The sequence below is a fragment of the Oceanisphaera marina genome (genome assembly GCF_014643915.1).
Lineage (GTDB): Bacteria > Pseudomonadota > Gammaproteobacteria > Enterobacterales > Aeromonadaceae > Oceanimonas > Oceanimonas marina.
Genome location: NZ_BMKE01000016.1, coordinates 55,871 through 79,717, shown reverse-complemented (window position 1 = coordinate 79,717; position 23,847 = coordinate 55,871). Strand labels below are relative to the sequence as shown.

The window sequence follows — 23,847 nt, the reverse complement described above, 5'->3', positions numbered from 1 at the left end:
CTGGTCACTGCATATTGACAGGGCTAGGGTTGTATTTCCTGGCCATCCCAGGCAAACAGTCGTCCCGAATCCTCGGGGCGCAAACCATCCAGCACCTGCAATAAATGTCGGGCCGCCTGTGCCGGTGTCTGTAACTGCCCTTCGGCCAACCCCGCTCTAAAAGGGGATGATAAATGGGTCGCCACTGTGCCTGGGTGCAAACCGACAATCATGGCGCCGGGAAACCGCCGCTGCCATTCTATGCCGGTGGTTTTAATGGCCATATTCAGCGCCGCCTTGCTGATACGATAGCTATACCAGCCTCCGGCTCTGTTGTCACTGATGCTGCCTACTCGTGCCGACAAGGCGGCGAACTGCAGTGTATGGGAACGGGTAAGTCGAGCCGACAACAGCTGGGCCATGGCCAGCGTGGGCCAGGTATTAATGCGCATGCTGTTATTGAATGCCGCCAGGTCAAGCTGTTCGATGCGTTTTTCGGGCTGCTGTTCGCCCTGATGCAGCATGCCCAGGGTATTGATCACCCTATCGGGAAGGACATGCTCCGCGGTGGCCTCAGCCAATGCCGCCTGGTCGGTATTGTCCACCGCCAGCCACTCAACACCGCTAATGGCGGGGTCGATGCGGCTGAATATCAACACCTTGTCGCCCTGGGCCGTGCACGCCTCGGCAAGTGCACGGCCTATGCCGCCCGCCCCCATAATCCAGTATTGCATGCGCTTACTCCTTAATGTCACCACCATGATGAACATTGACCGAGTGTAGCCGCCTTTTATTACCGCTCGCTTTTTGCTGCCATCACTTCATCCGCCCAGGCCGTTAACTGCTCACCATGGGTTAAAAAATGCTGACCAGAAATTAAGGGCGCGCGAACGCATACCGGTTCACCACCATATTCAAACTGTAGTTGCCAGGCGTGCAGGTAGCCGCGATCTGCCGGCGTTCCGCCGTAGCGGTCATCCCCCAAGATTGGGCTGCCCTGGCTTTTTAGTGCCACGCGCAGTTGATGGGTTTTGCCGGTTTCGGGCTGCAACAAAAAACCGCGCAGCGCGCCGGTTGCAGTACCATCGGCCAGCAAGCAACTGTAAAAACGGGTAATGGCCGGATTCACCAGGTTGCGAGACAGCTTCCAGCTGCCGCCGCGGGCTTTCTCCATATCGCCCTTGATCAGTCCCTGCTTTTTAGTGGGCTTGCTATCCGACAGCGCCAGATACCACTTGCGGGTGCTGCGCTCGGCAAATTGCCGACTGAGTTCACGATTCGCCGCACTATTTCGGGCCAGCAGTAACACCCCGGTGGTCATTTTATCGAGCCGGTGTACCGGATATAACGACTCGCCCAGGCGTTCACTCAATACACGCACCAGCCCTGGCTCCTCGCCTTCTTGATGCATGCCTATGCCAGCCGGTTTATTGATCACCAGATAGTCGGGGTCGCTGCGCAGTATATCCATGGCTGGAGTCTCTCAAGACAGGTTTACGGTTCGAGAATGCAAAAAGCCCGCTGTGAATTAACACAGCGGGCTTTTTATGGTCTGGCGGAGGAGCAGGGATTTGAACCCTGGATGGGCTATAAACCCATGCCGGTTTTCAAGACCGGTGCATTCAACCACTCTGCCACCCCTCCGACGCGGTGCATAATACCCAAGGCAGCCCGTTGCTGTAAACCCATAAATAACAATATCAACCTGAATGCGCACTTTATGTTCACATTGCCGATAACTCAAGCAGGCCAACCAGCAATACAGCTCTTGTTAACGTAATACAAAGCTCGACAATCCGGTCATGATATGTCCAAATGGCAATATTACTTTATATCACCCTCATCGTTTCTACCCCCAGGTGTCAGAGACAGATTAAGGAGCTTGTATCATGCGATACCAAAATTCGATCCCCCATACTCAGTCTAGTGCGCTGGCTACCAACAAGGTGCTGCGCAATACCTATATGCTGCTGGGTTTGACGCTGGTGGTGGCTTCTATCTCCGCCGGTATCAGTGCCATGCTGAATCTGCCTCGCCCCGGGCTTATCATTACCCTGGTTGGCTTTTACGGCTTGATGTACCTGACCGAAAGAAATCGGGACAGCAGCCTGGGCTTGTTGTTCATTTTCGCCTTTACTGCCTTTACCGGTTATACCATAGGGCCCATCATCAATTACTACCTCAGTACCGCCAGCGGTACCGAAACCGTTATGCTGGCGCTGGCCGGCACGGCGCTGACCTTTTTATCCCTGTCCGCCTATGTACTGACTACCAAAAAAGACATGTCCTTTTTGGGCGGCATGATGATGGCCGGCTTTGTGGTGATTCTGATAGGCTTTGTGGCCAACCTGTTCTTCAATCTGCCCGCCTTGAGCCTGGCATTAAGCGCGCTGTTTATTCTGTTTTCTTCTGGCGCCATTTTAATGCAGACCAGTGCCATTATTCATGGTGGAGAGCGCAACTATATTTCGGCCACCGTTACCCTGTATGTGTCCATCTTCAATATCTTTTTAAGCCTGTTACAGCTACTGGGCTTCAGCCGCGACTAAGCTCACGGTAATGCAAAAAAGCCCCGTGAGGGGCTTTTTTATGGGCGCTGACCTGTTTATTGGCCGCAAGTTACGTATTATCAAGCAATGAATTCTGCATTCTCTCTTTCGAAGCATCGCCTATTGTGAACCACTCAATGTCATCAAACGCATCTTCCCCCGTTGTTGCCTGGTTTAGAGGGGTGTTTACCAACAGCCATTTCTTTTTCGCGCTCAAGGTGCTGTTGGCCATGACCAGTCTCTTGCTGCCCGGCTGGTGGCTGGAGCAGACACCCGCAGCCGTCACCCTGACTCTGGGAGTGATGGCCGGTGCGCTCAGCGAGGTAGACCAAGATCCCAAAGGGCGGCTGCGGCATTTGCTGCTAAGCCTGTTGTGCTTCTTTATCGCCATCAGTCTGGTTACCCTGCTGATTGATGCCCCCTTGCTGTTTGGCCCCTTTTTAGTACTGAGTACCGCAGGACTGATCTTGATGGGCGCCTGGGGCTCCACCGCCGGCACGCTGGGCTTCGGTATTTTGCTGGTTTCCCTTTATGCCATGCAAGGACACGCCGACAGCCCCTCGTTTTGGTATCAGCCCCTGCTGCTTACCCTGGGTGCCGCCTGGTACGGCTTGTTGTCCTGGCTGGTATTATTGATCTGGCCTTATAAACAAGTGCACGAACAATTGGCACAATGCTATTTTGCGCTGTCCCGATACCTGTTGGAGAAATCCCGATTCTTCGACAGCCCGGAGCAACAACATCAGCATTTGCGCCATCAACTGGCCCAGCTGAATATTCAGCTGGTCAGCGCGCTGGAAAACACCAAACAGATGCTCAATCGCCGTATTCAGGGGCGACACCCGCAACAAGAAGAACTGGGACGGCTATTGGCGCTTTATCTGCTGGTACAAGACATGCATGAGCGTGCCACCTCCAGCCATTATTCTTATCAGCAGCTGAATCAGGACTTAAAACAGGAAGACGTACTGGCAGGCTATCAGACCCTGCTGGTAGAAATAGGCGAGTCTTGCTATCGATTGGGCTACGCCATTTTAACCCACAATGCCTATCGACATCGAAAGCGTATCGCCTGGGAGCTGAGCGCCCTGCAAGATCAGCTGGATTACAGCCATCTGAAGCAGGACTACCCGCCGTCTTTACTCAGCCCGATGAAGTATCTGGGCCGTAATATGGAGCACCTGCATCAGGCATTACTGCGTGCCGAGGCCCTCACCCAGCGCCAGACGTTGCCCGAGGCAATGTCTGTTGAACTGGCTCGCCCCCGGCGCCAGCCATTCTGGCCAAAACTGCACGCGTTGCTGCACCCCGACTCTTTGCTGTTTCGCCACGGAGTGCGCCTGAGCCTGGGTTTTGCACTGGCCTACAGCCTGATTGCCTATTTTGAGCTGGAACGTGGCTACTGGATATTACTGACCATTCTCTTTGTCTGTCAGCCCAGCTTCAGCGCCACCCGCAAGCGGCTGGTACAGCGGATTTTGGGTACCCTGGGCGGTATTCTGGTGGCCGTGCCTTTGCTGTATCTTTTTCCGTCTATTGGCGCCCAGTTACTGATACTGCTGCTGGGCGCCTTTATCTTTTTTACTCTGGTCAAGGTGTATTACAGCTGGGCCGTGGGCTTTGTTACCCTGTTTGTGCTGCTGGCCTTTAACCTGCAAGGCGGGGCAAGCGAGCTTATCTGGCTACCCAGACTGTTTGATACCCTGGTGGGCTGCCTGCTGTCGTTTGTGGCGGTATGGTTTATTTGGCCCGACTGGCAACGGCGTCATCTGCCTCGACTAATGGCCGATGCCATGGAGGCCAACGCCCATTATCTGGCCGCGATTGCCAAGCAGTTTTCAAGTGGCAGACATGAAGATCTCGATTACAGGCTGGCCCGCAAGCAGGCTCACCTGGCCGATAATCAATTGGCGCTGGCCTGGCAAAATATTCGGGTAGAGCCGGTTCCCAAGTATTGGCTCAACCTGTGTTTCGATATTGCCTATCGCAATCACGCTCTTTTGTCTTATCTCTCAACCTTGGGGGCACATCGCGCCCAGAGTGACTTGCTGCACGCCGAACACAATGAGCAAATTCAGCAACTGGTGATCCGACTGCAGGCATCGGCCCAGGCGTTACGCAGCAAACATGCCCTGCCCGCCTCCGACCCCTTGCCTGCCAACCAGACTGCTTCTGCTTATGGAGACGATGAATGGTTGATTCTTAATCAGCAGTTACTGAGCCATGTGACCTTGTTGGTAAATGATTTGTATCAGCTGGCAGAAGGCTTTCAGCAGCAAGACGCCACAACAGATGCAGCAGCGTCTCAACTTGGGTAATATCGCCGCAGCTCATTCAATGACACCAGATTAAAGGAAGCATTATGTTCGAGTTTGAAGGCCGCACTATCGAGACCGATGCTCAGGGGTATCTTAAGCAGCACCAGGATTGGCACCCGGAGATGGTGCTTGTATTGGCCGAGCAGGAAGGCATTACGCTAAGCCCGGAACATTGGGAAGTCATTCAGTTTGTGCGCGACTTTTACCTTAAGTACAACACCTCGCCGGCCATGCGCGCCCTGGTGAAAGCCATGGCCAAAGAGCTGGGCGAAGAAAAAGGCAACAGTCGTTATTTATACCGGCTCTTCCCCAAGGGTCCCGCCAAGCAAGCCACCAAACTGGCCGGCTTGCCCAAGCCGGTAAAGTGCATCTAACAACGCTGAAAGCTGTAAGCTGCTGATAAAATTAATGAATTACAAATAAAAAGCGGCTGTCAGCATTATGCTCACAGCCGCTTTCCAGATACCTTTGCTTGCCGAACACATAAACGGCTACAACAGACAGCGGTTGTCTTTTACTTATAGCTGACTGCTTATGGCTTACAGCTGCCCTTCGGCTTATTCCTGCTCTGGCTTGGGATATTTGGCTGCGGTTTCTTTAACCAATGGCTGCAATTCACCCTGCTGGAACATTTCCATGATGATGTCGCAGCCGCCTATCAGCTCACCATCTACCCACAACTGCGGGAAAGTTGGCCAATCGGCGTACTTGGGCAGCTCGGCACGAATTTCCGGATTCTGCAGAATATCAACAAAGGCAAAGGGTTCACCGCAGTTCATCAGCGCCTGAGAAGCCTGGGCAGAAAAACCGCAGCTTGGGAACTTGGGGGAACCCTTCATGTACAAGAGTATCGGGTTTTCACTGATTTGGGTTTTGATCTTTTCAATTGTGTCCATGGGGCACCTCGGCAGACGGCTGTTTGTAAAAACAGGATTTATTAAAAAACCCATTCTACTTTATCCCTCTGATGTCACAAGACCGAGACTTAATAAATTGACACAGAGGAAACCGTTAGCCCTTGTAATGGGTCGCAAAACAATCGTACCCGCTCAGTTTAGTGCGATGTTTTTTGCACATTTGCACCGGTTGTGATAACCCTACTAAAGGTGTTGTTGTTTAGCCATCTGGCTAACTGCTACAATGGATTCAGTAATTTAGCGGCTTACGACTATATAGTTGCTAGTCGAGCCTGCTCAGGAAAGCAAGTCGCAATGTCGAGACCAGCCTCAGGCTGGCACCATCAAAATGGAGATTATAAGAATGGCATTTGAACTTCCCGCTCTGCCTTACGCCAAAAACGCCCTGGAACCGCATATTTCTCAGGAAACTCTGGAATATCACTATGGTAAGCACCACAACTCTTATGTGGTTAACCTGAACAATCTGGTTCCTGGTACCGAGTTTGAAGGTAAATCTCTGGAAGACATCATCAAGACCTCTTCTGGTGGCATCTTCAACAACTCTGCACAAATCTGGAACCACACCTTCTACTGGCACTGCCTGGCTCCAAACGGTGGCGGCGAGCCTACCGGCGCTCTGGCCGATGCCATTAACGCAGCCTTTGGTTCTTTCGACGCATTCAAGGAAGAGTTCACCAAATCCTGTGTGACCAACTTTGGCTCAGGCTGGACCTGGCTGGTGAAAAAAGCCGACGGCACCGTTGCCATCGCCAACACCTCTAACGCCGGTTGCCCATTAACCGACAACGTGACGCCGCTGCTGACCTGTGATGTATGGGAACACGCCTACTACATCGACTATCGCAACGTGCGCCCAGACTATGTTAAAGCCTTCTGGGACCTGGTTAACTGGGAATTCGCAGCAGAAAACTTCGCCAAGTAATACTGGCTGAATGTGATAAAAACCCCGGCTTGCCGGGGTTTTTTTATGGTCAAATCTGTGTCATCGCCGTGGTTTCAGTGTAAAATACGCGCTCTTTTTTATTGAATCCCTATAAAGTGAGTGACGCCTTGTGAGTATGACTGTTCCCCGTATCGGCTTTGTGTCTCTCGGTTGCCCTAAAAATCTGGTCGACTCGGAGCGAATTCTGACCCAACTGCGTATTGAAGGTTACGAAGTCGTGCCTTCTTACGATGATGCCGATATGGTGATCGTCAACACCTGTGGCTTTATCGACAGCGCCGTGCAGGAATCTCTGGAAGCGGTCGGCGAAGCCCTGAGCGAAAACGGCAAGGTGATTGTCACCGGTTGTTTGGGTGCCAAAGAAGACCAAATTCGCGAAGTTCACCCCAAGGTACTGGAAATTACCGGCCCGCATTCCTACGAGCAGGTGCTGGAGCATGTGCACCGTTACGTACCGCGCCCCGAGTACAATCCCTTTATCAACCTGGTACCCGAGCAAGGCGTCAAGCTGACGCCCAAGCATTTTGCCTACCTGAAAATTTCCGAAGGCTGCAACCACAAGTGTACCTTCTGCATTATTCCGTCTATGCGGGGTGATCTGGACAGCCGCCCGGTAGGAGATGTGATCAGTGAAGCGCGCCGCCTGGTGAATGCCGGGGTAAAAGAGCTGCTGGTGATTTCTCAGGACACTTCTGCCTACGGCGTAGATGTGAAACATAAAACCGGCTTCGCCGACGGCATGCCGGTCAAGACCCATATTCAGGCACTGTGCGAAGAACTGGGTAAAATGGGCGTGTGGGTGCGCTTGCACTATGTTTACCCCTACCCGAGCGTGGATAACCTGATCCCTCTGATGCGGGATGGCCTCATACTGCCCTATCTGGATATTCCGCTGCAGCACGCCAGCCCGCGCATTCTCAAATTGATGAAGCGCCCCGGCTCCATCGACCGCACCCTGGAGCGTATTCGCAGCTGGCGCGAGATCTGCCCCGAGATCACCATTCGCTCGACCTTTATTGTCGGCTTTCCCGGTGAAACCGAAGAAGATTTTCAGCTGCTACTCGACTTTATCGAGCAGGCCGAACTGGATCGGGTTGGCTGCTTTACCTACAGCCCGGTTGACGGGGCTCGCGCCAATGAACTGGCCGATCCGGTACCGGAAGAGATCAAGCAGCAACGATTCGAGCGCTTTATGTCGTTGCAGCAAGCTATTTCTACCCGCAAGTTGGCCCAAAAAGTGGGCAAGGTCATGCAGGTGTTGATCGACGAAGTGGACGAAGAAGGCGCCATTGGCCGCTCCAGCGCCGATGCACCGGAAATAGACGGTGTTGTGTATCTGAACGGCGAAACCAGCCTCACCCCAGGGCAGATGGTTGACGTCACCATTACTCACTCCGATGAATACGACTTGTGGGCCGAGCTCGCCTGATCAGACAAGTTGGTATCATATAGCCCCGCACTGCGGGGCTTTTTTGTGCCCTGCTTCCGTCACCCAGCAACAACTGATGTTACCCGGCTACTTTTTTGGGTGCTTTTCATTCACTTTTTTTTCGACACTATTTTTTGTTAACCTCAGACTCATCAGTTAATCATTTGTCCTGTATAGTGATTCTTGTTTTTGCAGCCTTGGGGTCTGTTGACCTGCTTACAAAACCCGGTAATACAGATGAATACATTAGAAAGAATTACACAACATCTTGAAAGTTTTAGTAAGTCGGAACGCAAGGTCGCAGATGTGATCCTGGCTTCTCCGCAAACCGCGATTCATTCCAGCATTGCCACACTGGCCAAACTGGCCGATGTGAGCGAGCCTACGGTTAATCGTTTTTGCCGCCGACTGGATACCAAGGGCTTTCCTGATTTCAAGTTGCATCTGGCACAGAGCCTGGCCAATGGTGCGCCTTATGTACACCGCCAGCTTGATGATAACGACAGTCCCGAGTCCTATACCGCCAAGGTGTTCGAGTCGAGCATGGCCTGTTTGAATGCCGCCCAAAGCAGCCTGGATCCACAAGCGGTGAATCGCACGGTAGACGTGCTGACCCAGGCAAAACGGTTGTCTTTTTTTGGTCTGGGAGCCTCCTCGGCCGTGGCACATGATGCCATGAATAAGTTTTTTCGCTTTAACGTTCCCGTACAATGTTTTGACGATGTGGTCATGATGCGCATGAGTGCTGCCAACTGCTCGGCAGACGATGTATTGGTATTAATCTCTTATACCGGCCGCACCAAAGCCTTGGTAGAAATCGCCCAGCTGGCTCGGCAAAACGACGCCATTGTGCTGGGATTAACCGCCAAAGATTCTCCGCTGGCCAGAGTGTGTACAATGGTGCTATCAATGGATGTGCCAAATGATGCGGATTTATATCTTCCAATGGCTTCAAGGTTGACTCAAATGGTACTTATTGATGTACTGGCTACTGGGTTTATCTTGCGCCGAGGCAGTAAATTCAGAGAGAATCTGAGAAAAGTTAAAGAAGGGATAAAAAATTCGCAATTTGATAACCCTTATCTTTGATTTTGATCAATTGGATGGCAAACAACAGTCATTTTTGTGACGCAGTCTACACTTTTTCATTTCCTTCAGTTATTATCGATAACAATTTATAAACCAAGGGTGCAGCAATCAACCGTGAGCAAGCCAATCAACATCTCCCGAATGTCGAAGGATACGACAACGACTTTCTCGAAATCGAAGTGCTTACCTGCTGACGCTCCTTATTCTATTAACGTTTCAGGCCATGTCAGGCTGAAACACCACACGCATTTTTCATCTTTATGTGATCTACCTCTACACTGGAGTCTCTTATGTTAAGACGTACCAAGATAGTTACTACCCTGGGTCCGGCCACTGATCGCGACAATAATCTCGAAGGCATTATCAAAGCCGGCGCCAACGTGGTGCGCATGAACTTCTCTCACGGCACTGCCGAAGATCATATGAACCGGGCTAATCAAGTACGTGAGATTGCCAAAAAACTGGGCAAGCACGTGGCTATTCTGGGTGATTTGCAGGGCCCTAAAATTCGTGTTTCTACCTTTAAAGACGGCAAAATTCACCTGAACATTGGTGACAAGTTTGTACTGGATGCCGACCTGGCAAAAGGCGAAGGCGACCAGCAGCAGGTAGGTATCGATTATAAGGATCTGCCAAGAGACGTTAAGGTCGACGATATTCTGCTGCTCGACGATGGTCGTGTACAGTTGCGCGTTGAAGGCGTAGATGGCAACAAGGTACTGACCGAAGTGACCGTGGCCGGCCCCCTGTCCAACAACAAGGGCATCAACAAAAAAGGCGGCGGTCTGTCTGCTCCGGCCCTGACCGAAAAAGACAAAGAAGACATTATTACTGCTGCCAAAATCGGCGTAGATTACCTGGCTGTGTCTTTCCCTCGTACCGGCGAAGACATGAAAATTGCTCGTGAGCTGGCTCGTGCCGCTGGCAGCAACGCCAAAATGGTGGCCAAGGTAGAACGTGCCGAAGCCGTGGCTACCGATGCCGCCATGGAAGACGTGATTCTGGCGTCCGACGTAGTCATGGTTGCCCGTGGTGACTTGGGTGTTGAAATTGGTGACTCCGAGCTGGTTGGCGTACAGAAAAAGCTGATCCGTGCCTCTCGTCGCCTGAACCGCGTTGTTATTACCGCCACGCAAATGATGGAGTCCATGATTTCCGCTCCGCTGCCGACCCGTGCCGAAGTCATGGACGTGGCCAACGCCGTGCTGGATGGTACCGATGCGGTCATGCTGTCTGCCGAAACCGCCGCTGGTGACTTCCCGATTGAAACCGTTAAAGCCATGGCTGAAGTGTGTCTGGGCGCCGAAAAGCACCCAAGCATCAACGTATCCAATCACCGCATGAACTTTACCTTCACCTCGGTAGAAGAAACCGTCGCCATGTCGACCATGTATGCGGCCAACCACCTGCAAGGTGTTAAAGCCATAGTGGCGCTGACTCACTCCGGCACTACTCCGCTGCTGCTGTCTCGCATCAGCTCTGGCCTGCCTATTTTTTCGCTGTCTGGCGAAGAAAAGACCCTGGCCTGGAGCAACATGTACCGCGGTGTGACGCCTGTTTACTTCAAGCATGACGAGAAGCTGAACAACGTCGAAGTCAGCCGTGAGGCGCTGGCCACCTTGAAGAAAGCCGGTTACGTGAACAGCGGCGACCTGGTATTGCTGACCCACGGCGACACCATGGAAGTGGTAGGCAGCACCAACACCTGCAAGATACTGACCGTTGAATAAGCCCATTCGCTGAATGTGCTTAGCCTGGTGAATCAGGCTTAACAGCAGTAATAAAAAAGCCGCCCCTAGGCGGCTTTTTTGATCCTGAAGAAAAGCTGGAAGCCGTCAGCTATAAGCGATCAGCTACGGATCAAATAAAACCTCACAGCAAGAAAACATAGCGCTAGAAGCTTGAATGAAAGACACCGAAATAACCGGCTCAGTGTCTGCTTCCAGCTTCTAGCTTACCGCTGATAGCTGCTTTTAAAGGACTCCGGGCTTGAAGCTGTCTACCGCTATGGCTTGCCAGCGCAGTACGTCTGCATGCTCCAGCTGCTTGATATCATCATCGCTGATGATGTTGTGTGCCCTGCCCTGAACAAGCAATTCGTTAAACGCCAGCTTGCGTGGCAAGGTGCCGGCTTTTTGTGCCTGATGCAGTTTTTTCTCGATATGCTGCACCCCCATCATGGCCAGAAAAGCCGCTTCCACCTCACCCAGTCCCGGTTTGCCGGCCTCGGGCACATAGCACAGGGAGGTTAACCGGTCACGAATGCCCGACGGTGTCATCAACAGCGTGCCAATGGCCTGAGCATGTTTATCCAGCGGTTTTTTATAATGGTTACCCAGCGGGAAGATCAGCGCCTTCAAGGTAAACGCCACCGCCCGATTGGGAAAGTTCTGAAAAAAACCATCCAGCGCATCGCCAATCAAATGCAGATTACGGGTCAGCGCATAATGCACGAAGGGTAATTCGTCACTGGGTCGGCCGTTGTCTTCAAAGAACTTGAGGGTAGCACTGCCTAAATAGAGATGACTCAATACATCGCCCAGGCGGGCCGAAATCATCTCTTTACGCTTGAGATCGCCGCCCAGCATCAGCATCGACATGTCAGCACACAGGGCCAGCGCTTTACTCATGCGCGCCAGCTGACGGTAGTACACGGCCGTTTCACCCGACACCGGGGCCCGGTTAAAGCGTGCACCGGTCAAGCCTTGCCAAAGTGCACCAAACACGTTGCCGGTAGCAAATCCGATGTGCTTGAACAACAGACGGTCAAATTCATCCAGCCCGGCCTGTTCATCCGGGTTGGCCGCCGCTTCCAGCTCATGAAGCACGTAAGGGTGACAACGAGTGGCACCCTGGCCAAAAATCATCAGATTACGGGTTAGAATATTGGCCCCTTCCACCGTAATGGCGACCGGAATGCCCATGTAGTTATGGGCCAGATAATTTTTAGGGCCCATTTGAATGGCCTTACCCGCGTGCACATCCATGGCGTGATCCAGCACGGTACGCGCCATTTCCGTCATGTGGTATTTTGAAATGGCGGTCACTATGGCCGGGCTCTCTTTCAAGTCCAGCGCCCTGGCGGTAAGTCGACGCGTGGCTTCCAGCTGGTAAGTCAGCCCCCCGATGCTGGCCAGCGCTTCTTGCACCCCTTCAAATTTGCCGATCGACAAACCGAATTGCTTACGCACATAGGCATAGGCACTGGTGCTGCGCACCGACAAATGCCCACTGGCGGTGCCCAGTGCGGGCAACGAAATGCCTCGTCCAGCCGACAGGCACTCCACCAGCATGCGCCAGCCTCGGCCGGCATACTCAGGCCCGCCAATAATCCAGTCCAGTGGAATAAAGACGTCTTTGCCGTGGGTGGTGCCATTCAAAAAGGCCAGCCCCATCGGAAAGTGTCGGTCGCCCAGCTCAACGCCCGGGTGGCTGGTGGGGATCAAGGCACAGGTAATACCCGGCGCCTTGTTGTCACCCAGCAAGCCTTCGGGATCAAACAGCTTGAATGCCAGCCCCAGTACGGTCGCTCTTGGCGCCAGCGTAATATAGCGTTTATCCCAATTCAGACGAACACCTACTATCTCCTGACCGTCAAACTCTTCCTTGCATACCACGCCCGAATCGGGAATCGCTCCCGCATCCGACCCCGCCTCCGGCCCCGTAAGCGCAAAGCACGGCACTTCCGTGCCTTTGGCCAGACCGGGCAACCAGCGATCTTTTTGCTGCTGGGTACCATAATGCATCAACAATTCGCCGGGGCCCAATGAGTTGGGCACCATGACAGTCACTGCGGCACTCACACTGCGCGAGGCAATGCGGGCCACTATGGTGGAGTTGGCGTAGGCAGAAAAATCGCGGCCGCCGTATGCCTTGGGAATAATCAGCGAGAAAAAGCCTTCCTGCTTGATGTAGTCCCATACCGGCTCGGGCAGCTCACGCTCGTCGTTGACAATCTGATGGTCATCCAGCATGGCCAGCAGCGTTTCTACCTGATTATCGAGAAAGTATTGCTCGTCTTCGCTGAGGCGAGAAGGTCCATAAGCCAGCAGTTTAGACCAGTCTGGCTTGCCGCCAAACAAGTCACCGTCCCACCATACCGTGCCGGCTTCCATTGCTTCACGTTCGGTTACCGACAACGGCGGCAGAATCTTTTTAAAGGTGGCAAAGGCCGGTTTGCTGATCCACTTCTTGCGTAAACTCATGTTCCCACTCCTCGTAAACCACACAGTTTTTATACAGGTTTGGCGCCTACTCCGCTGGCAAGATAAGGAATGACCTTGCGCACCAGCCCTTCTACATCTATGTCTTCATTAAAGTCGGCCTTGGCAATATCACGTAGTGCCTCACTTGAGGCCATGGTGAACACCACAGTGCCCAGGGTAAAATGCAATCGCCAGAACAAGTCTGCCGATGACAATCCCGGTGCCGCTTTTTGAATGGCCTGGGTAAAGTTATCTAATACCTCGCCATAATGATTAACGATAAACCAGCGCAAAAAGCCCTGATTATCGATATAACCCCGCCCCAGCAACTGCAGAAAGATCTCCGGGCCGCGGCGCTGCACGGCAACAAGCTGCATCAAGGGGGCCACAAAACAATCAAACACCTGATGCAAGGTAATGGTCGGTTCGTCCAGTAGCTGCAACAAGGCTGTATTCGAGTTGGGCATGAAAATGGCAAGATAACGATCCATCACCGCTTTGATCAGGTCTTTTTTCGATCCAAAATGATAGTTGACCGAGGCCAGGTTAACCTCGGCATCGCCGGTAATTTGTCGCAGCGAGGTATCACTGAAGCCCTGCTCGGAAAACAGCAATTCGGCGGCATTGAGTATTTTCTGCTTGGTTTCTTTTTTAGCCACGGGCCACCTCAAATAAAACAACTGTTTAAAATTTACGTTTCATCAGCCATTATTGTCAAGCTAAATGGTCAGGCTAAAAGCGGTCACTCGCTGTGTTGCTATTAAATAATAATTTTTTGGAACCTTTTATACTTACCCTGCTCCAATGTAATGCCACTGCAATTAAGCACTAAGTTCGCCCAGCCCTGCTGGGCATTTTTTTGCCTGGATTCAAGAGACAGCAAAGAGTGAACGGCAAAGTGTAACGTGAACAAGCCAATAGCCGGCCCGAAGGCAACCAGCTTGGCCTGTATCAGGTCGTCCACTTCACTCTTTACACTTTACTCTTTACACTTCACGCTATTTGAAATGAGGGACTGTGATGAGTTTGCATGAGGCACCAGCAGAGGTACAACTGGCCGTAGACTTGATTGAATTACTGGAGTTGAATCAGGTAGCACCCGAGCTGGCACTAAAAGCCCTGGCCATGGTCACCGCAGACTATAAGCGCAAGCTGGATGCCAGCAAGGATGAAGAGTAGGATCGCGAATCAATAAAAAAACACCGCTCTTTATGGGAGCGGTGTTTTATCTTTAACTGACAGCTTATGGCTTACAGCTCCTGCAGGGCTTAGCGCTCTTCTTCCAGATAGGTATAGCCTTCCAGACCGGCGGTCAGCTCTTGGCGCATAATGGCACGATATTCATCGTCCAGATGCGGCTGACTCAGTATGGTTTCGTAACGGGCAATAATGGCGGAAGGGTCTATGTCTACGTAACGCAGCATATCGGCAACCGTACTGCCGGCCTTCACATCACTGATCACCGTCTTGCCCTCGCTGTCGACCGACACTTCCGCGCTATGGGTGTCGCCAAACAGATTGTGCATGTCGCCCAGAATTTCCTGATAGGCGCCCACCAGGAAAAAGCCCAGATACTGGGGCTGGCCAGGTACAAACTCCGGCATCGGCAAGGTGGTTTCTACGCCCTGGCCGTCTACATACTGATCGATGGCACCGTCCGAGTCACAGGTAATATCCAGGATCACCGCGCGACGAGTCGGTTCTCTGTCCAGACCGTCCAAGGGCAACACCGGAAAGATCTGGTCAATCCCCCAGGCATCCGGCAACGATTGAAACAGCGAAAAGTTTACAAAGCACTTGTCGGCCAGCTTCTCGTTCAGCTCGTCCATAATAGGGCGATGCGAACGATTGGCCGTGCTGAGTTGCGCCTTGATACTCAGACAGATATTAAGGTGCATTTCTTCTGCCCAGGCTCGCTCTTCCAGCGTCATCAGCCCCATGTTGTATTGCTGATGCACATCACCAAGCTCGGCGACCGTGTCGTGATAAATTTCGAGCAACGGCGGATCTTCACGGCACAGATCTTCCCAGGTATCCCAGATATCGTGCAGCAACATGGCTGCATCTTCGGCAGGCGCCTTGGCCGTTTGCGGTTTGGCAGACTCTATGCTGATCACATCCGAAATCAATACTGCATGGTGTGCGGTAATGGCGCGGCCCGACTCGCTGATGATCAGCGGGTAAGGCAAATCGAATTCGCGGCAGACGTTGCCGATGCCCCACACCACGTTGTTGGCGTATTCACGCAGGTTGTAGTTGGCCGAGCAATAGCTTTGCGAACGAGTACCTTCGTAGTCCACGCCCAGGCCACCGCCTACATCGACAATATTCACCGGCACGCCGATACGGCGTAATTCGCCATAAAAGCGGCCGCATTCGCGTACGCCTTTTTGAATGTCACGAATATTGGCAATTTGCGAGCCCAGGTGAAAATGCAGCAGTTGCAACCAGTGCAGACAATCTGCATCACGCAGCTGTTGCACCAGGTTCAGCACATGGGCGGCACTCAGACCAAACTTGGACTTTTCGCCACCGCTGGATTGCCACTTGCCGGCTCCCTGAGAAGCGAGACGAGCGCGCATGCCCAGTCTTGGCTCTACGTCAATGCACTTGGCCTCTTCCATCACCATGGCCAGCTCAGACAGCTTTTCGATGACGATGTAAACCTGGTGTCCCATCTTGGTGCCCAACAGCGCCAGGCGGATATACTCTTTATCTTTATAGCCGTTGCACACGATCACCGATTCGGTTTCGTGGCTGTGGGCCAACACGGCCAGCAACTCCGGTTTGGAGCCGGCTTCCAGCCCCAGTCGTGGCTTGTCTTTATAGGCCTTGGTGACCGCATCCAGCACGCCTCGCTGCTGGTTTACCTTGATGGGATACACCGTCAGGTAGTCGCCTTCGTAGCCATATTCTTCAATGGCACCGTTAAAGGCATTAAACAGAGCATCGATACGACTTTTGATGATATCGGGAAAACGCAGCAATACCGGAGTGGCATAACCTTCGGCCTTTAGCTGCTCAACCACATCGGACAGCACCACTTTGGCATCGGGGCGAGATTTATCGGGCGTGACAATGACTTGCCCTTGCTCATCGAGATGAAAAAAACCGGCGCCCCAATAAGGCAGGTTATATACTTTGAGGGCGTCACTTGCGGACCATTCAGCCATGTTCTTTGTCCCCTTTGCGTGTCAGGGTCATAGAAGATCCGAGCCTGGCACAGGTTCGGTACGATAAATTGATAACGCTTCAAGAGCGTAAGCATTCAATATTCCAGAAAATCCGACTAAAAAAGCCCTCGCATTAACCGTTAGAGGCCCCTTCAGTCTGGTTACTGAAAAAGAGGGGGCAGAGTCTACACACCGCCATTACTGCTGACCAGCATGGTGACTGTTTTCTTGCACGATAACGCCATTAACGGTCGTTATGGCCCAGGTCACGATCAGGGGCAATATGATCCCGCAGCCGTTGCTTGATGACTTTGGCTTCGGGAAAGCCGTCATCGGCCAGACGGCACCAGATAAGCCGCTCATCCACCAAAATCTGAAACTGCCCCTTTTCACCCGGGATCAAGGCCACCTCACCGACATCGTCGTTAAAGGTCGACAGTATTTCTTGCGCCAGCCACGCCGAGCGCAGCAACCAGCGGCATAAAGAGCAGTAGCGAATTTCTACTCTGGGTTTCATCGACGTATTCCTTATCACGAACAGCACCTTCTGCTTTGCAGGACCCGCAGCTAAAACTTGAAACCCCCTTGTACGCCTTACGCTGCCCGCCGCAAGCTTAAGGCACACATTGCTCTTTAACTGACAGCTCCCCTAAGGCTAGCGTACCACGCCACTTAAAAATTCATGTCGCGTTTCGGCCCGGCTCTTGAAAATACCGCCAAGGGAAGTGGTGGTCGTGCTACTGGTGGCATCCATGACGCCCCGCGCCTTGACGCAATAATGGGTGGCACTGATACTGACCGCCACATCATCGGACTCCAGCAAGGTTTGTAATGCCACCAAAACCTGTTGGGTCAGCCGTTCTTGCACCTGGGGACGACGGGCAAAAAACTGCACTATGCGGTTGATTTTGGACAAGCCAATCACCTTGGAGCGCGGTATATAGGCCACCGTTGCCGAGCCGTCTATGGTCACAAAGTGATGTTCGCAGGTACTGGTCAGGCTGATGTCACGTACCTGAACCATTTCATCGACTTTCATCTTGTTGTCGATCATGGTGATTTTTGGAAAATAACTGTAATCCAGGCCGGAAAAAATTTCGCGCACATACATTTTGGCAATACGTTGTGGTGTTTCCGCTAGGCTGTCGTCTTCCAGGTCCAGGCCCAGCACGTCCATCATCTCGGTCATTAGTCCGGTGATGCGTGCTTGCTTATCATCTAGAGTCAGGTTGTTGCCTTTCATTGGCGTTTCCAGCCCTCGGCTTTCAAGGGCAGAACGGACCCGAATAGCGGCATCGCTCAAAGCAGTCATGATGGTCCCCGTTGGAGAAATAAAATACAGTAAAACAGGCTGCAAGAATGGTAGTGCATTTGCCGCCCGGTGTGAATGCAAGATTCGTCTGCTGTTTACAGCACCAGGGCTGTTCGCTTTTCGAGGCGCTTTACCCCGCACATTTTCGGTTAAACGCTGTTAACAGTGACAAAATATTTTAAACTGAAACAATAACCTACTCGTTTTTATAACAGGAAGCTGCATATGACGACCGTCGATCACTGTAATCAGCCAGGTTTGCGTCCTTATCTTGATGCCAGGCAGGATATGCTTGCCCAGCTTGATCTTATTGTCGATAGCGAGCTGGTCGGGCTTGAACAGCTGTCCAATCGCATTCTGGCAGATGATATTCGCTCCCCTATCGATGTGCCTTCTTTCGCCAATTCCGCCATGGATGGTTATGCCCTGCGCGCAGCAGATCTGCAGGAGGGCGTGGCATTAACGTTAGTCGGCACCAGCCTGGCCGGCCAGCCCTTCAACAGTCGTGTTGCCGCCGGCGAATGCGTACGTATCATGACCGGTGCCGCCCTGCCACTGGGTGCCGACACCGTGGTCATGCAAGAGCATTGTCGCTCCGAACACAACCTTATTTACCCTCAAGGCACCATTAGCGAAGGGCAAAATGTGCGCCTGCCCGCCGAAGACTTGGCCCAGGGTGAGCGGGTATTCGCCGCCGGCACACGCATCAACGCACGGGTACTGGCGGTATTATCTTCTCTGGGGCTGGAGCAACTTTATGTGCGCCGCCCGCTTACCGTGGCCTTGCTGTCTACCGGTGACGAGCTGAAAAGCCCGGGTGAACTGCTGGGGCCGGGCGAGATTTACGACTCCAATCGCATTGGTATTCACGCCATGTTGCAACGCCTGGGCGTGACCGTGATCGATTATGGCATCATCAAAGACGATCCCGAGCAGATCCGCAGCGCCTTTCTCAAGGCCGCCAACGAAGCCGACGCCATTATTACCTCGGGCGGCGTATCCGTGGGCGATGCTGACTATACCAAGCAAGTATTGGAAGACGTCGGCCGTATCGGCTTTTGGAAGCTGGCAGTGAAACCGGGCAAACCCTTTGCCTTTGGCCATATCAATGACAGCCCTTTCTTTGGTTTACCGGGTAATCCGGTCTCCGCCGCCGTCACCTTTCATTTGTTGGTCCGCCCCGCGCTGGCCAGGCTGACGGGGGAAACCCTGCCGGCTCCGGTGACCCTGCAGGCAACCGCCATGATGGCGTTCAAGAAAAGTCCTGGCCGAATGGACTTTCAGCGCGGCATCGTCAGCACCCAACCCGATGGCAGCCTGGGCGTGGTGGCTGCCGGCGCACAAAGCTCCGGCGTCTTCAGCGCCATGGCGACCGCCAACTGCCTGCTGCATCTGGAACAAGACCGCGGCAATGTCGCCCAGGGTGAACAGGTGACGCTGGAGCTGATTGACGGCTTGTATTGGTGATAACTCACAGCCGTCAGCGGTAAGCTTTCAGCGGTCAGTGATACAAAACACCGAACCTGCAGGTTCGGTGTTTTTCCGTCATCTTGACGAACGTCAGAAACTTGGTTTTAGCCTTGTCTTTAGCTTACCGCTGATGGCTTCCTGCTTTATTTAAACCCCTCGCTCGTTATTCCAGATCAAGACATGCAGCTGAGGCAACACGCGAGCATTGAACCAGCGATCTGCAGTGACCTTGTCCACCAGCCAGCGCAACCGTGCATTAAGATCTGCAAGGTCGGTTTCAAGTTCAGGCTGTTCCGGCATGGCCGGAGCCGGGTTACAGGGCTGCAAGGTCAGCGGCAACCCAGGATAATCAGCTGCAAACTCGCGCGCCCACTGATAATCCGCTTCATCGGCAATCACCAGCTTCAGGCTTACCTGGGTGTGTGGCCCTGCGGCCTCCAGACAGTCGGCAAAGCGTGCGGCATTAAAAGACATCTTGGCCGAAGGCGGCTTGGGGCTGAGGGTGAGATGATCAAGCAGCGCAAACCAGGGTTGTGCCTTGCTGCCCTGGGTTTCAATGGCAAAGGTGTAACCTTGGTCTTGTCCCCGGGTAATAAGCTCGCTCAGTGGTTGCAGCGCCGGATTGCCCCCAGACAAGGTCACCAACAAGGGCTGCCCGCCACTCAAGCGCTGCACCTCGGCCATCACGGCCGCAGCACTCATGGGTGCCCAGTCGGCCTTGAAGCGAGGTTCTACCGCATACAGGGTATCGCACCAGCTGCAGCGAAAATCACAACCACCGGTACGCACAAACACAGTGGGCACGCCCACCAAGGCCCCTTCCCCTTGAATGGTGGGGCCGAATATTTCACTGATGGCAATCGATTGGTCACTGATGATGATCTGGCTCATGGGCGATATTCCGCCCAGGTTTTCGGTGTTTCCGACACCAATACCGCGCTCACCTCCGGCCAGCGCTCGGCGGCCCAATCAAACAAATGCCTGGCCAAACGCTCGGCCGTGGTGCATTCATCGCCCAATACCTCGTTCAGATGGCGGTGATCCAGGGTGTCGTCCAGATAGTCTTTAAAGGCCTTCAGCTCCAGATAATCGCGCACAAAGCCAAACTCGTTCAGCGTCTCGCTGGCAAGCTCAATCACCACTATGTAGTTATGGCCATGCAAGCGGGCACACGGGTGCCAGTCCGGCATCTGCACCAGCTGATGGGAGGCTGAAAAGTGGAATTCTTTTTTAATACGATACATTAAGAGCGCACCTTGGCCACGGCCGCCTGCCAGAATTCGGTGTCTTGATATGAGGTGGGATCGTCAACACCGGCCAGAGCCATGGCCTCGATGCGCTCGACACAAGTGCCACAACGGCCACAATGCTGCTCGCCCCCTTCATAACAGGACCAGGTCTCGGCGACCGGCACCTTGAAGCGGGCGGCATCGCGAGCGATCTCGGTTTTATCGGTATTCACATAAGGGGCAAACAGGCCCACATTGGCCACACCGTCCAGCGCCTGCTGCTGCATCTCGGCAAACAGGCGAATAAAGTCGGGCCGACAGTCGGGGTAGATAAAGTGATCACCACCGTGCACTGCCAGTGCCACCGCATTAAAACCACGGCTGGCAGCCACGCCAAAGGCAATGGTCAACATAATGGCATTGCGGTTGGGCACCACGGTCAGCTTCATGTTGTCTTCGCTATAGTGACCATGAGGCACATCTATATCGTCGGTGAGTGCCGAACCCGAGAGCTGCGCCCCTATGTGACTGATGTCCATTACCAGGTGGGGAACCTGAAGCCGTTCGGCACACAGGCGAGCGGCGTCAATTTCTTTTTTGTGGCGCTGACCATAGTCAAAGCTCAGCAAGCCGCCAAGGGCGTTTTCTGAAGCCAGACGATACGCCAGGGTCACGGAGTCAAATCCGCCAGAGCAGATTAATAATGCATTCATCACATTGTGTCCTTGTTTTTTCCGGGTAGGCTGCGACCGGCAATAAAAAATCGGGGCCATTTTAACGCCCATCGGCGCCAGCGCAAATAAAAAAGGGCGCCGAAGCGCCCTTTGCACATAACAGAGGTAGTACCCGGTTTATTTACCCGCGTGTTCGGCCAGATACAACCAGGTATCGATCACCGTATCGGGGTTGAGTGATACCGAATCTATGCCCTGCTCGACCAGCCACTGGGCAAAGTCTGCGTGATCCGACGGCCCCTGGCCACAGATCCCCACGTATTTGCCAGCCTTGCGGGCCGCCTGAATCGCCATCGACAACAGCGCCTTCACCGCCTCGTCGCGCTCATCAAAGGATCCCGCTACCAGCCCCGAGTCTCTATCCAGCCCCAGTGTCAGCTGGGTCATGTCGTTGGAGCCAATGGAAAAGCCATCAAAGTACGCCAGAAACTTGTCCGCCAATAAGGCGTTGGACGGTAGCTCGCACATCATGATGACTTTAAGACCGGCTTCGCCACGCTTGAGGCCGTTTTCCGCCAGCAAATCAATCACGGACGCTGCTTCATTCACCGTGCGCACAAAGGGGATCATGATTTCGACGTTGGTCAGTCCCATGTCGTTGCGTACCCGCTTCATCGCCTCGCATTCCATGGCAAAGCAGTCACGGAAATCTTCGGAGATGTAACGGGAGGCACCGCGAAAGCCCAGCATGGGGTTTTCTTCATCGGGCTCGTAAGCTTCGCCGCCCAGCAGGTTGGCGTACTCGTTTGACTTGAAGTCGGACAGGCGAACGATCACTCGCTCGGGCCAGAAGGCCGAGGCCAGCGTGGCAATGCCTTCGGTCAGCTTGGCGACAAAAAATTCTCGCGGGCTGTCGTAACCGGCAATAATGTCGTCAATCTGCTGCTGCAGCTTGGGGCTTTCCTGCTGGTAATTCAGCAGCGCCTTGGGATGCACGCCTATCATGCGGTTGATGATAAATTCCAGTCGCGCCAGGCCTACACCTGCATTGGGCAATTGGGTAAAGTCGAAGGCACGGTCGGGGTTACCCACGTTCATCATCACTTTAACCGGCGAGGCAGGCATGGAGCCCACTTCCGAGGTATTGATATTGAAATCGAGTATGCCCTGATAAATAAAACCGGTATCCCCTTCGGCACAAGAAACGGTCACTTCCTGGCCTTCTTTAATGCGGCTGGTGGCGTCACCACACCCCACCACGGCAGGAATGCCCAGCTCGCGGGCAATAATGGCCGCATGGCAGGTGCGCCCACCACGATTGGTCACAATGGCTGCCGCCCGTTTCATGATCGGCTCCCAGTCCGGATCCGTCATGTCGGTCACCAGCACGTCCCCTGGCTTGATGTCGTCCATCTGCTCCAGAGAAGCAATCACCTTGGCCGGACCCGCACCTATCTTGTGACCGATGGCGCGGCCTTCGATGATCACTTCACCTTGCTCTGCCAGCGCAAAACGCTCCAGCACATTCGTGTCTTGACGGCTGCGTACGGTTTCGGGACGCGCCTGCACAATATAAAGCTGACCATCTACCCCGTCTTTTGCCCATTCAATGTCCATGGGGCGGCCGTAATGCTGCTCGATAGTCACCGCCTGCCTGGCCAGCTCCATCACTTCGTCGTTGGTTAACGAGAACTGGCTGCGCTCGGCTTTGCTGGTTTCTTTAATGTCCACCTGCTGGCCCAGATCCACCCCTTCGGCGTAAATCATTTTTTGCAACTTGGAGCCCAGCGTCTTGCGCACCACCGCCGGGCGGCCCGCCTTGAGCGTCGGCTTGTGCACATAAAACTCGTCGGGGTTTACCGCGCCCTGCACTACCATTTCGCCCAAACCGGTAGAAGAGGTAATAAACACCACCTGGTCAAAACCCGATTCGGTATCCAGGGTAAACATCACGCCAGAGGCGGCAATATCCGAGCGCACCATGCGCTGAATGCCCGCAGACAAAGCCACGCCTCTGTGGTCGTAGCCCTGATGTACCCGATAAGAAATAGCCCGGTCGTTAAACAGCGAAGCAAATACATGCTTGATGGCGATCATGACGGCATCCAGGCCGCGTACGTTCAAAAAGGTTTCTTGCTGCCCGGCAAAGGAGGCATCCGGCATGTCTTCTGCGGTAGCAGAAGAGCGCACCGCAAATGAGGCTTGGTCGCCGGCCTTGCCAGTCAGTTCGCCATACGCTTGAGCAATGGCACTTTCCAGCTCGGGTTGAAACGGCGTATCGATGACCCACTGACGAATATCTTGCCCGGCTTGCCCCAAGGCGGCGATATTGTCGACGTCCAGAGTATCGAGCAAGTCGTGAATCTTGGCGTTTAAGCCACTTTGCTCCAGAAATTCGTTAAAGGCGTAGGCGGTGGTCGCGAACCCGCCAGGTACCGATACTCCAGCACCGGCCAATTGGCTAATCATCTCGCCTAATGAGGCATTTTTGCCACCCACTCGGTCTACATCATGCATTCCGAGCTGTTCGTACCAAATTACATATTCCTTCACGGCC

22 protein-coding genes and 1 tRNA gene are annotated in these 23,847 nt (G+C 53.5%); 9 read left to right on the top strand and 14 right to left on the bottom strand.

The features are described from left to right. Positions 1-23: 23 nt before the first annotated feature. From IEW52_RS10770 to IEW52_RS10760, 3 genes are all read right to left on the bottom strand, one after another. Positions 24-713 carry an SDR family NAD(P)-dependent oxidoreductase gene (locus tag IEW52_RS10770; RefSeq protein WP_188630075.1) on the bottom strand — a complete coding sequence of 230 codons (690 nt, stop codon included), beginning with the start codon at positions 711-713 and terminating at the stop codon, positions 24-26. Between the two features lie 59 nt (positions 714-772). Further along, positions 773-1,450, bottom strand: a complete 678-nt coding sequence (locus IEW52_RS10765; protein WP_188630074.1) for a TIGR01621 family pseudouridine synthase — start codon at positions 1,448-1,450, stop codon at positions 773-775. An 82-nt stretch (positions 1,451-1,532) separates the two neighbouring features. Beyond that, positions 1,533-1,623, bottom strand: a tRNA-Ser gene (locus IEW52_RS10760). A gap of 245 nt (positions 1,624-1,868) precedes the next feature. On the opposite strand from IEW52_RS10760, the gene IEW52_RS10755 reads away from it, so the two are divergent. Next, positions 1,869-2,528 (top strand): Bax inhibitor-1/YccA family protein, encoded by a 660-nt coding sequence (locus tag IEW52_RS10755; RefSeq protein ID WP_188630073.1) that lies wholly within the window; start codon positions 1,869-1,871, stop codon positions 2,526-2,528. Between the two features lie 70 nt (positions 2,529-2,598). Here the strand turns inward: IEW52_RS10755 and IEW52_RS15770 are convergent, their stop codons facing one another. After that, positions 2,599-2,760, bottom strand: coding sequence for a hypothetical protein (locus IEW52_RS15770; protein WP_229667904.1), 162 nt, complete (start codon positions 2,758-2,760; stop codon positions 2,599-2,601). Here IEW52_RS15770 and yccS point away from each other — a divergent pair. Beyond that, positions 2,759-4,846, top strand: a complete 2,088-nt coding sequence (gene yccS, locus IEW52_RS10750; RefSeq protein ID WP_229667903.1) for a YccS family putative transporter — start codon at positions 2,759-2,761, stop codon at positions 4,844-4,846. The two genes, IEW52_RS15770 and yccS, sit on opposite strands and share 2 nt — an antisense overlap. Positions 4,847-4,890: 44 nt before the next feature. Next, positions 4,891-5,220, top strand: coding sequence for a sulfurtransferase TusE (gene tusE, locus IEW52_RS10745; RefSeq protein ID WP_188630071.1), 330 nt, complete (start codon positions 4,891-4,893; stop codon positions 5,218-5,220). Positions 5,221-5,403: 183 nt separating this feature from the next. Here the strand turns inward: tusE and IEW52_RS10740 are convergent, their stop codons facing one another. Continuing rightward, positions 5,404-5,742: a Grx4 family monothiol glutaredoxin gene (locus IEW52_RS10740; RefSeq protein ID WP_188630070.1), complete on the bottom strand. Its 339-nt coding sequence runs from the start codon at positions 5,740-5,742 to the stop codon at positions 5,404-5,406. A gap of 364 nt (positions 5,743-6,106) precedes the next feature. Here IEW52_RS10740 and sodB point away from each other — a divergent pair, with 364 nt between their 5' ends. From sodB to pyk, 4 genes are all read left to right on the top strand, one after another. Beyond that, positions 6,107-6,688 carry a superoxide dismutase [Fe] gene (gene sodB, locus IEW52_RS10735; RefSeq protein WP_188630069.1) on the top strand — a complete coding sequence of 194 codons (582 nt, stop codon included), beginning with the start codon at positions 6,107-6,109 and terminating at the stop codon, positions 6,686-6,688. A 136-nt stretch (positions 6,689-6,824) separates the two neighbouring features. After that, a complete protein-coding gene (gene rimO, locus IEW52_RS10730) occupies positions 6,825-8,138 on the top strand; it encodes a 30S ribosomal protein S12 methylthiotransferase RimO (protein ID WP_229667906.1) in 1,314 nt (437 codons plus the stop codon). A gap of 237 nt (positions 8,139-8,375) precedes the next feature. Beyond that, positions 8,376-9,227 carry a MurR/RpiR family transcriptional regulator gene (locus IEW52_RS10725; protein WP_188630067.1) on the top strand — a complete coding sequence of 284 codons (852 nt, stop codon included), beginning with the start codon at positions 8,376-8,378 and terminating at the stop codon, positions 9,225-9,227. 290 nt (positions 9,228-9,517) lie between these two features. Then, positions 9,518-10,957 (top strand): pyruvate kinase, encoded by a 1,440-nt coding sequence (gene pyk, locus IEW52_RS10720; RefSeq protein WP_188630066.1) that lies wholly within the window; start codon positions 9,518-9,520, stop codon positions 10,955-10,957. A gap of 243 nt (positions 10,958-11,200) precedes the next feature. Here the strand turns inward: pyk and IEW52_RS10715 are convergent, their stop codons facing one another. Further along, a complete protein-coding gene (locus IEW52_RS10715; RefSeq protein ID WP_188630065.1) occupies positions 11,201-13,432 on the bottom strand; it encodes an acyl-CoA dehydrogenase in 2,232 nt (743 codons plus the stop codon). 29 nt (positions 13,433-13,461) lie between these two features. Next, entirely contained in the window at positions 13,462-14,091 is a 630-nt protein-coding gene (psrA, locus tag IEW52_RS10710) for a TetR family transcriptional repressor PsrA (RefSeq protein ID WP_188630064.1), read from the bottom strand. 361 nt (positions 14,092-14,452) lie between these two features. On the opposite strand from psrA, the gene IEW52_RS10705 reads away from it, so the two are divergent. Continuing rightward, positions 14,453-14,611 (top strand): DUF2496 domain-containing protein, encoded by a 159-nt coding sequence (locus IEW52_RS10705; RefSeq protein ID WP_188630063.1) that lies wholly within the window; start codon positions 14,453-14,455, stop codon positions 14,609-14,611. A gap of 89 nt (positions 14,612-14,700) precedes the next feature. Here the strand turns inward: IEW52_RS10705 and speA are convergent, their stop codons facing one another. The 3 genes from speA to folE all read right to left on the bottom strand — a co-directional run bounded on the left by speA (position 14,701) and on the right by folE (position 17,917). Further along, a complete protein-coding gene (gene speA / locus IEW52_RS10700) occupies positions 14,701-16,605 on the bottom strand; it encodes a biosynthetic arginine decarboxylase (RefSeq protein ID WP_188630062.1) in 1,905 nt (634 codons plus the stop codon). Positions 16,606-16,849: 244 nt separating this feature from the next. Continuing rightward, complete coding sequence (locus tag IEW52_RS10695; protein ID WP_373286227.1) at positions 16,850-17,122, bottom strand: Rdx family protein; 273 nt, start codon at positions 17,120-17,122, stop codon at positions 16,850-16,852. Positions 17,123-17,260: 138 nt separating this feature from the next. Next, positions 17,261-17,917, bottom strand: a complete 657-nt coding sequence (gene folE / locus IEW52_RS10690) for a GTP cyclohydrolase I FolE (protein WP_188630061.1) — start codon at positions 17,915-17,917, stop codon at positions 17,261-17,263. 225 nt (positions 17,918-18,142) lie between these two features. On the opposite strand from folE, the gene moeA reads away from it, so the two are divergent. Next, the gene (moeA, locus tag IEW52_RS10685) at positions 18,143-19,384 is read left to right on the top strand and encodes a molybdopterin molybdotransferase MoeA (RefSeq protein WP_188630060.1); all 1,242 of its coding nucleotides are present in this window, start codon (positions 18,143-18,145) and stop codon (positions 19,382-19,384) included. 150 nt (positions 19,385-19,534) lie between these two features. Here moeA and queE read toward each other — a convergent pair whose 3' ends face one another. From queE to ppsA, 4 genes are all read right to left on the bottom strand, one after another. After that, the gene (gene queE, locus IEW52_RS10680; RefSeq protein WP_188630059.1) at positions 19,535-20,278 is read right to left on the bottom strand and encodes a 7-carboxy-7-deazaguanine synthase QueE; all 744 of its coding nucleotides are present in this window, start codon (positions 20,276-20,278) and stop codon (positions 19,535-19,537) included. Further along, positions 20,275-20,631, bottom strand: coding sequence for a 6-pyruvoyl trahydropterin synthase family protein (locus IEW52_RS10675; RefSeq protein ID WP_188630058.1), 357 nt, complete (start codon positions 20,629-20,631; stop codon positions 20,275-20,277). The genes queE and IEW52_RS10675 overlap by 4 nt, the downstream gene beginning before the upstream one ends. Continuing rightward, the gene (gene queC / locus IEW52_RS10670; RefSeq protein ID WP_188630057.1) at positions 20,631-21,329 is read right to left on the bottom strand and encodes a 7-cyano-7-deazaguanine synthase QueC; all 699 of its coding nucleotides are present in this window, start codon (positions 21,327-21,329) and stop codon (positions 20,631-20,633) included. Before queC ends, IEW52_RS10675 begins: the two co-directional genes overlap by 1 nt. A 138-nt stretch (positions 21,330-21,467) precedes the next feature. Further along, a complete protein-coding gene (gene ppsA / locus IEW52_RS10665; protein WP_188630056.1) occupies positions 21,468-23,843 on the bottom strand; it encodes a phosphoenolpyruvate synthase in 2,376 nt (791 codons plus the stop codon). Between the last annotated feature and the right edge of the window lie 4 nt (positions 23,844-23,847).

What these genes read in the sequence shown, in the direction of transcription:
- IEW52_RS10765 (WP_188630074.1), bottom strand. Translation starts at nt 1,450, where the DNA reads ATGGATATACTGCGCAGCGACCCCGACTATCTGGTGATCAATAAACCG.
- IEW52_RS10695 (WP_373286227.1), bottom strand. Translation starts at nt 17,122, where the DNA reads ATGAAACCCAGAGTAGAAATTCGCTACTGCTCTTTATGCCGCTGGTTG.
- folE (WP_188630061.1), bottom strand. Translation starts at nt 17,917, where the DNA reads ATGACTGCTTTGAGCGATGCCGCTATTCGGGTCCGTTCTGCCCTTGAA.
- pyk (WP_188630066.1), top strand. Translation starts at nt 9,518, where the DNA reads ATGTTAAGACGTACCAAGATAGTTACTACCCTGGGTCCGGCCACTGAT.
- yccS (WP_229667903.1), top strand. Translation starts at nt 2,759, where the DNA reads ATGACCAGTCTCTTGCTGCCCGGCTGGTGGCTGGAGCAGACACCCGCA.
- IEW52_RS10755 (WP_188630073.1), top strand. Translation starts at nt 1,869, where the DNA reads ATGCGATACCAAAATTCGATCCCCCATACTCAGTCTAGTGCGCTGGCT.
- IEW52_RS15770 (WP_229667904.1), bottom strand. Translation starts at nt 2,760, where the DNA reads ATGGCCAACAGCACCTTGAGCGCGAAAAAGAAATGGCTGTTGGTAAAC.
- queE (WP_188630059.1), bottom strand. Translation starts at nt 20,278, where the DNA reads ATGAGCCAGATCATCATCAGTGACCAATCGATTGCCATCAGTGAAATA.
- moeA (WP_188630060.1), top strand. Translation starts at nt 18,143, where the DNA reads ATGACGACCGTCGATCACTGTAATCAGCCAGGTTTGCGTCCTTATCTT.
- IEW52_RS10770 (WP_188630075.1), bottom strand. Translation starts at nt 713, where the DNA reads ATGCAATACTGGATTATGGGGGCGGGCGGCATAGGCCGTGCACTTGCC.
- IEW52_RS10675 (WP_188630058.1), bottom strand. Translation starts at nt 20,631, where the DNA reads ATGTATCGTATTAAAAAAGAATTCCACTTTTCAGCCTCCCATCAGCTG.
- speA (WP_188630062.1), bottom strand. Translation starts at nt 16,605, where the DNA reads ATGGCTGAATGGTCCGCAAGTGACGCCCTCAAAGTATATAACCTGCCT.
- IEW52_RS10740 (WP_188630070.1), bottom strand. Translation starts at nt 5,742, where the DNA reads ATGGACACAATTGAAAAGATCAAAACCCAAATCAGTGAAAACCCGATA.
- tusE (WP_188630071.1), top strand. Translation starts at nt 4,891, where the DNA reads ATGTTCGAGTTTGAAGGCCGCACTATCGAGACCGATGCTCAGGGGTAT.
- IEW52_RS10725 (WP_188630067.1), top strand. Translation starts at nt 8,376, where the DNA reads ATGAATACATTAGAAAGAATTACACAACATCTTGAAAGTTTTAGTAAG.
- IEW52_RS10715 (WP_188630065.1), bottom strand. Translation starts at nt 13,432, where the DNA reads ATGAGTTTACGCAAGAAGTGGATCAGCAAACCGGCCTTTGCCACCTTT.
- sodB (WP_188630069.1), top strand. Translation starts at nt 6,107, where the DNA reads ATGGCATTTGAACTTCCCGCTCTGCCTTACGCCAAAAACGCCCTGGAA.
- IEW52_RS10705 (WP_188630063.1), top strand. Translation starts at nt 14,453, where the DNA reads ATGAGTTTGCATGAGGCACCAGCAGAGGTACAACTGGCCGTAGACTTG.
- queC (WP_188630057.1), bottom strand. Translation starts at nt 21,329, where the DNA reads ATGAATGCATTATTAATCTGCTCTGGCGGATTTGACTCCGTGACCCTG.
- rimO (WP_229667906.1), top strand. Translation starts at nt 6,825, where the DNA reads ATGACTGTTCCCCGTATCGGCTTTGTGTCTCTCGGTTGCCCTAAAAAT.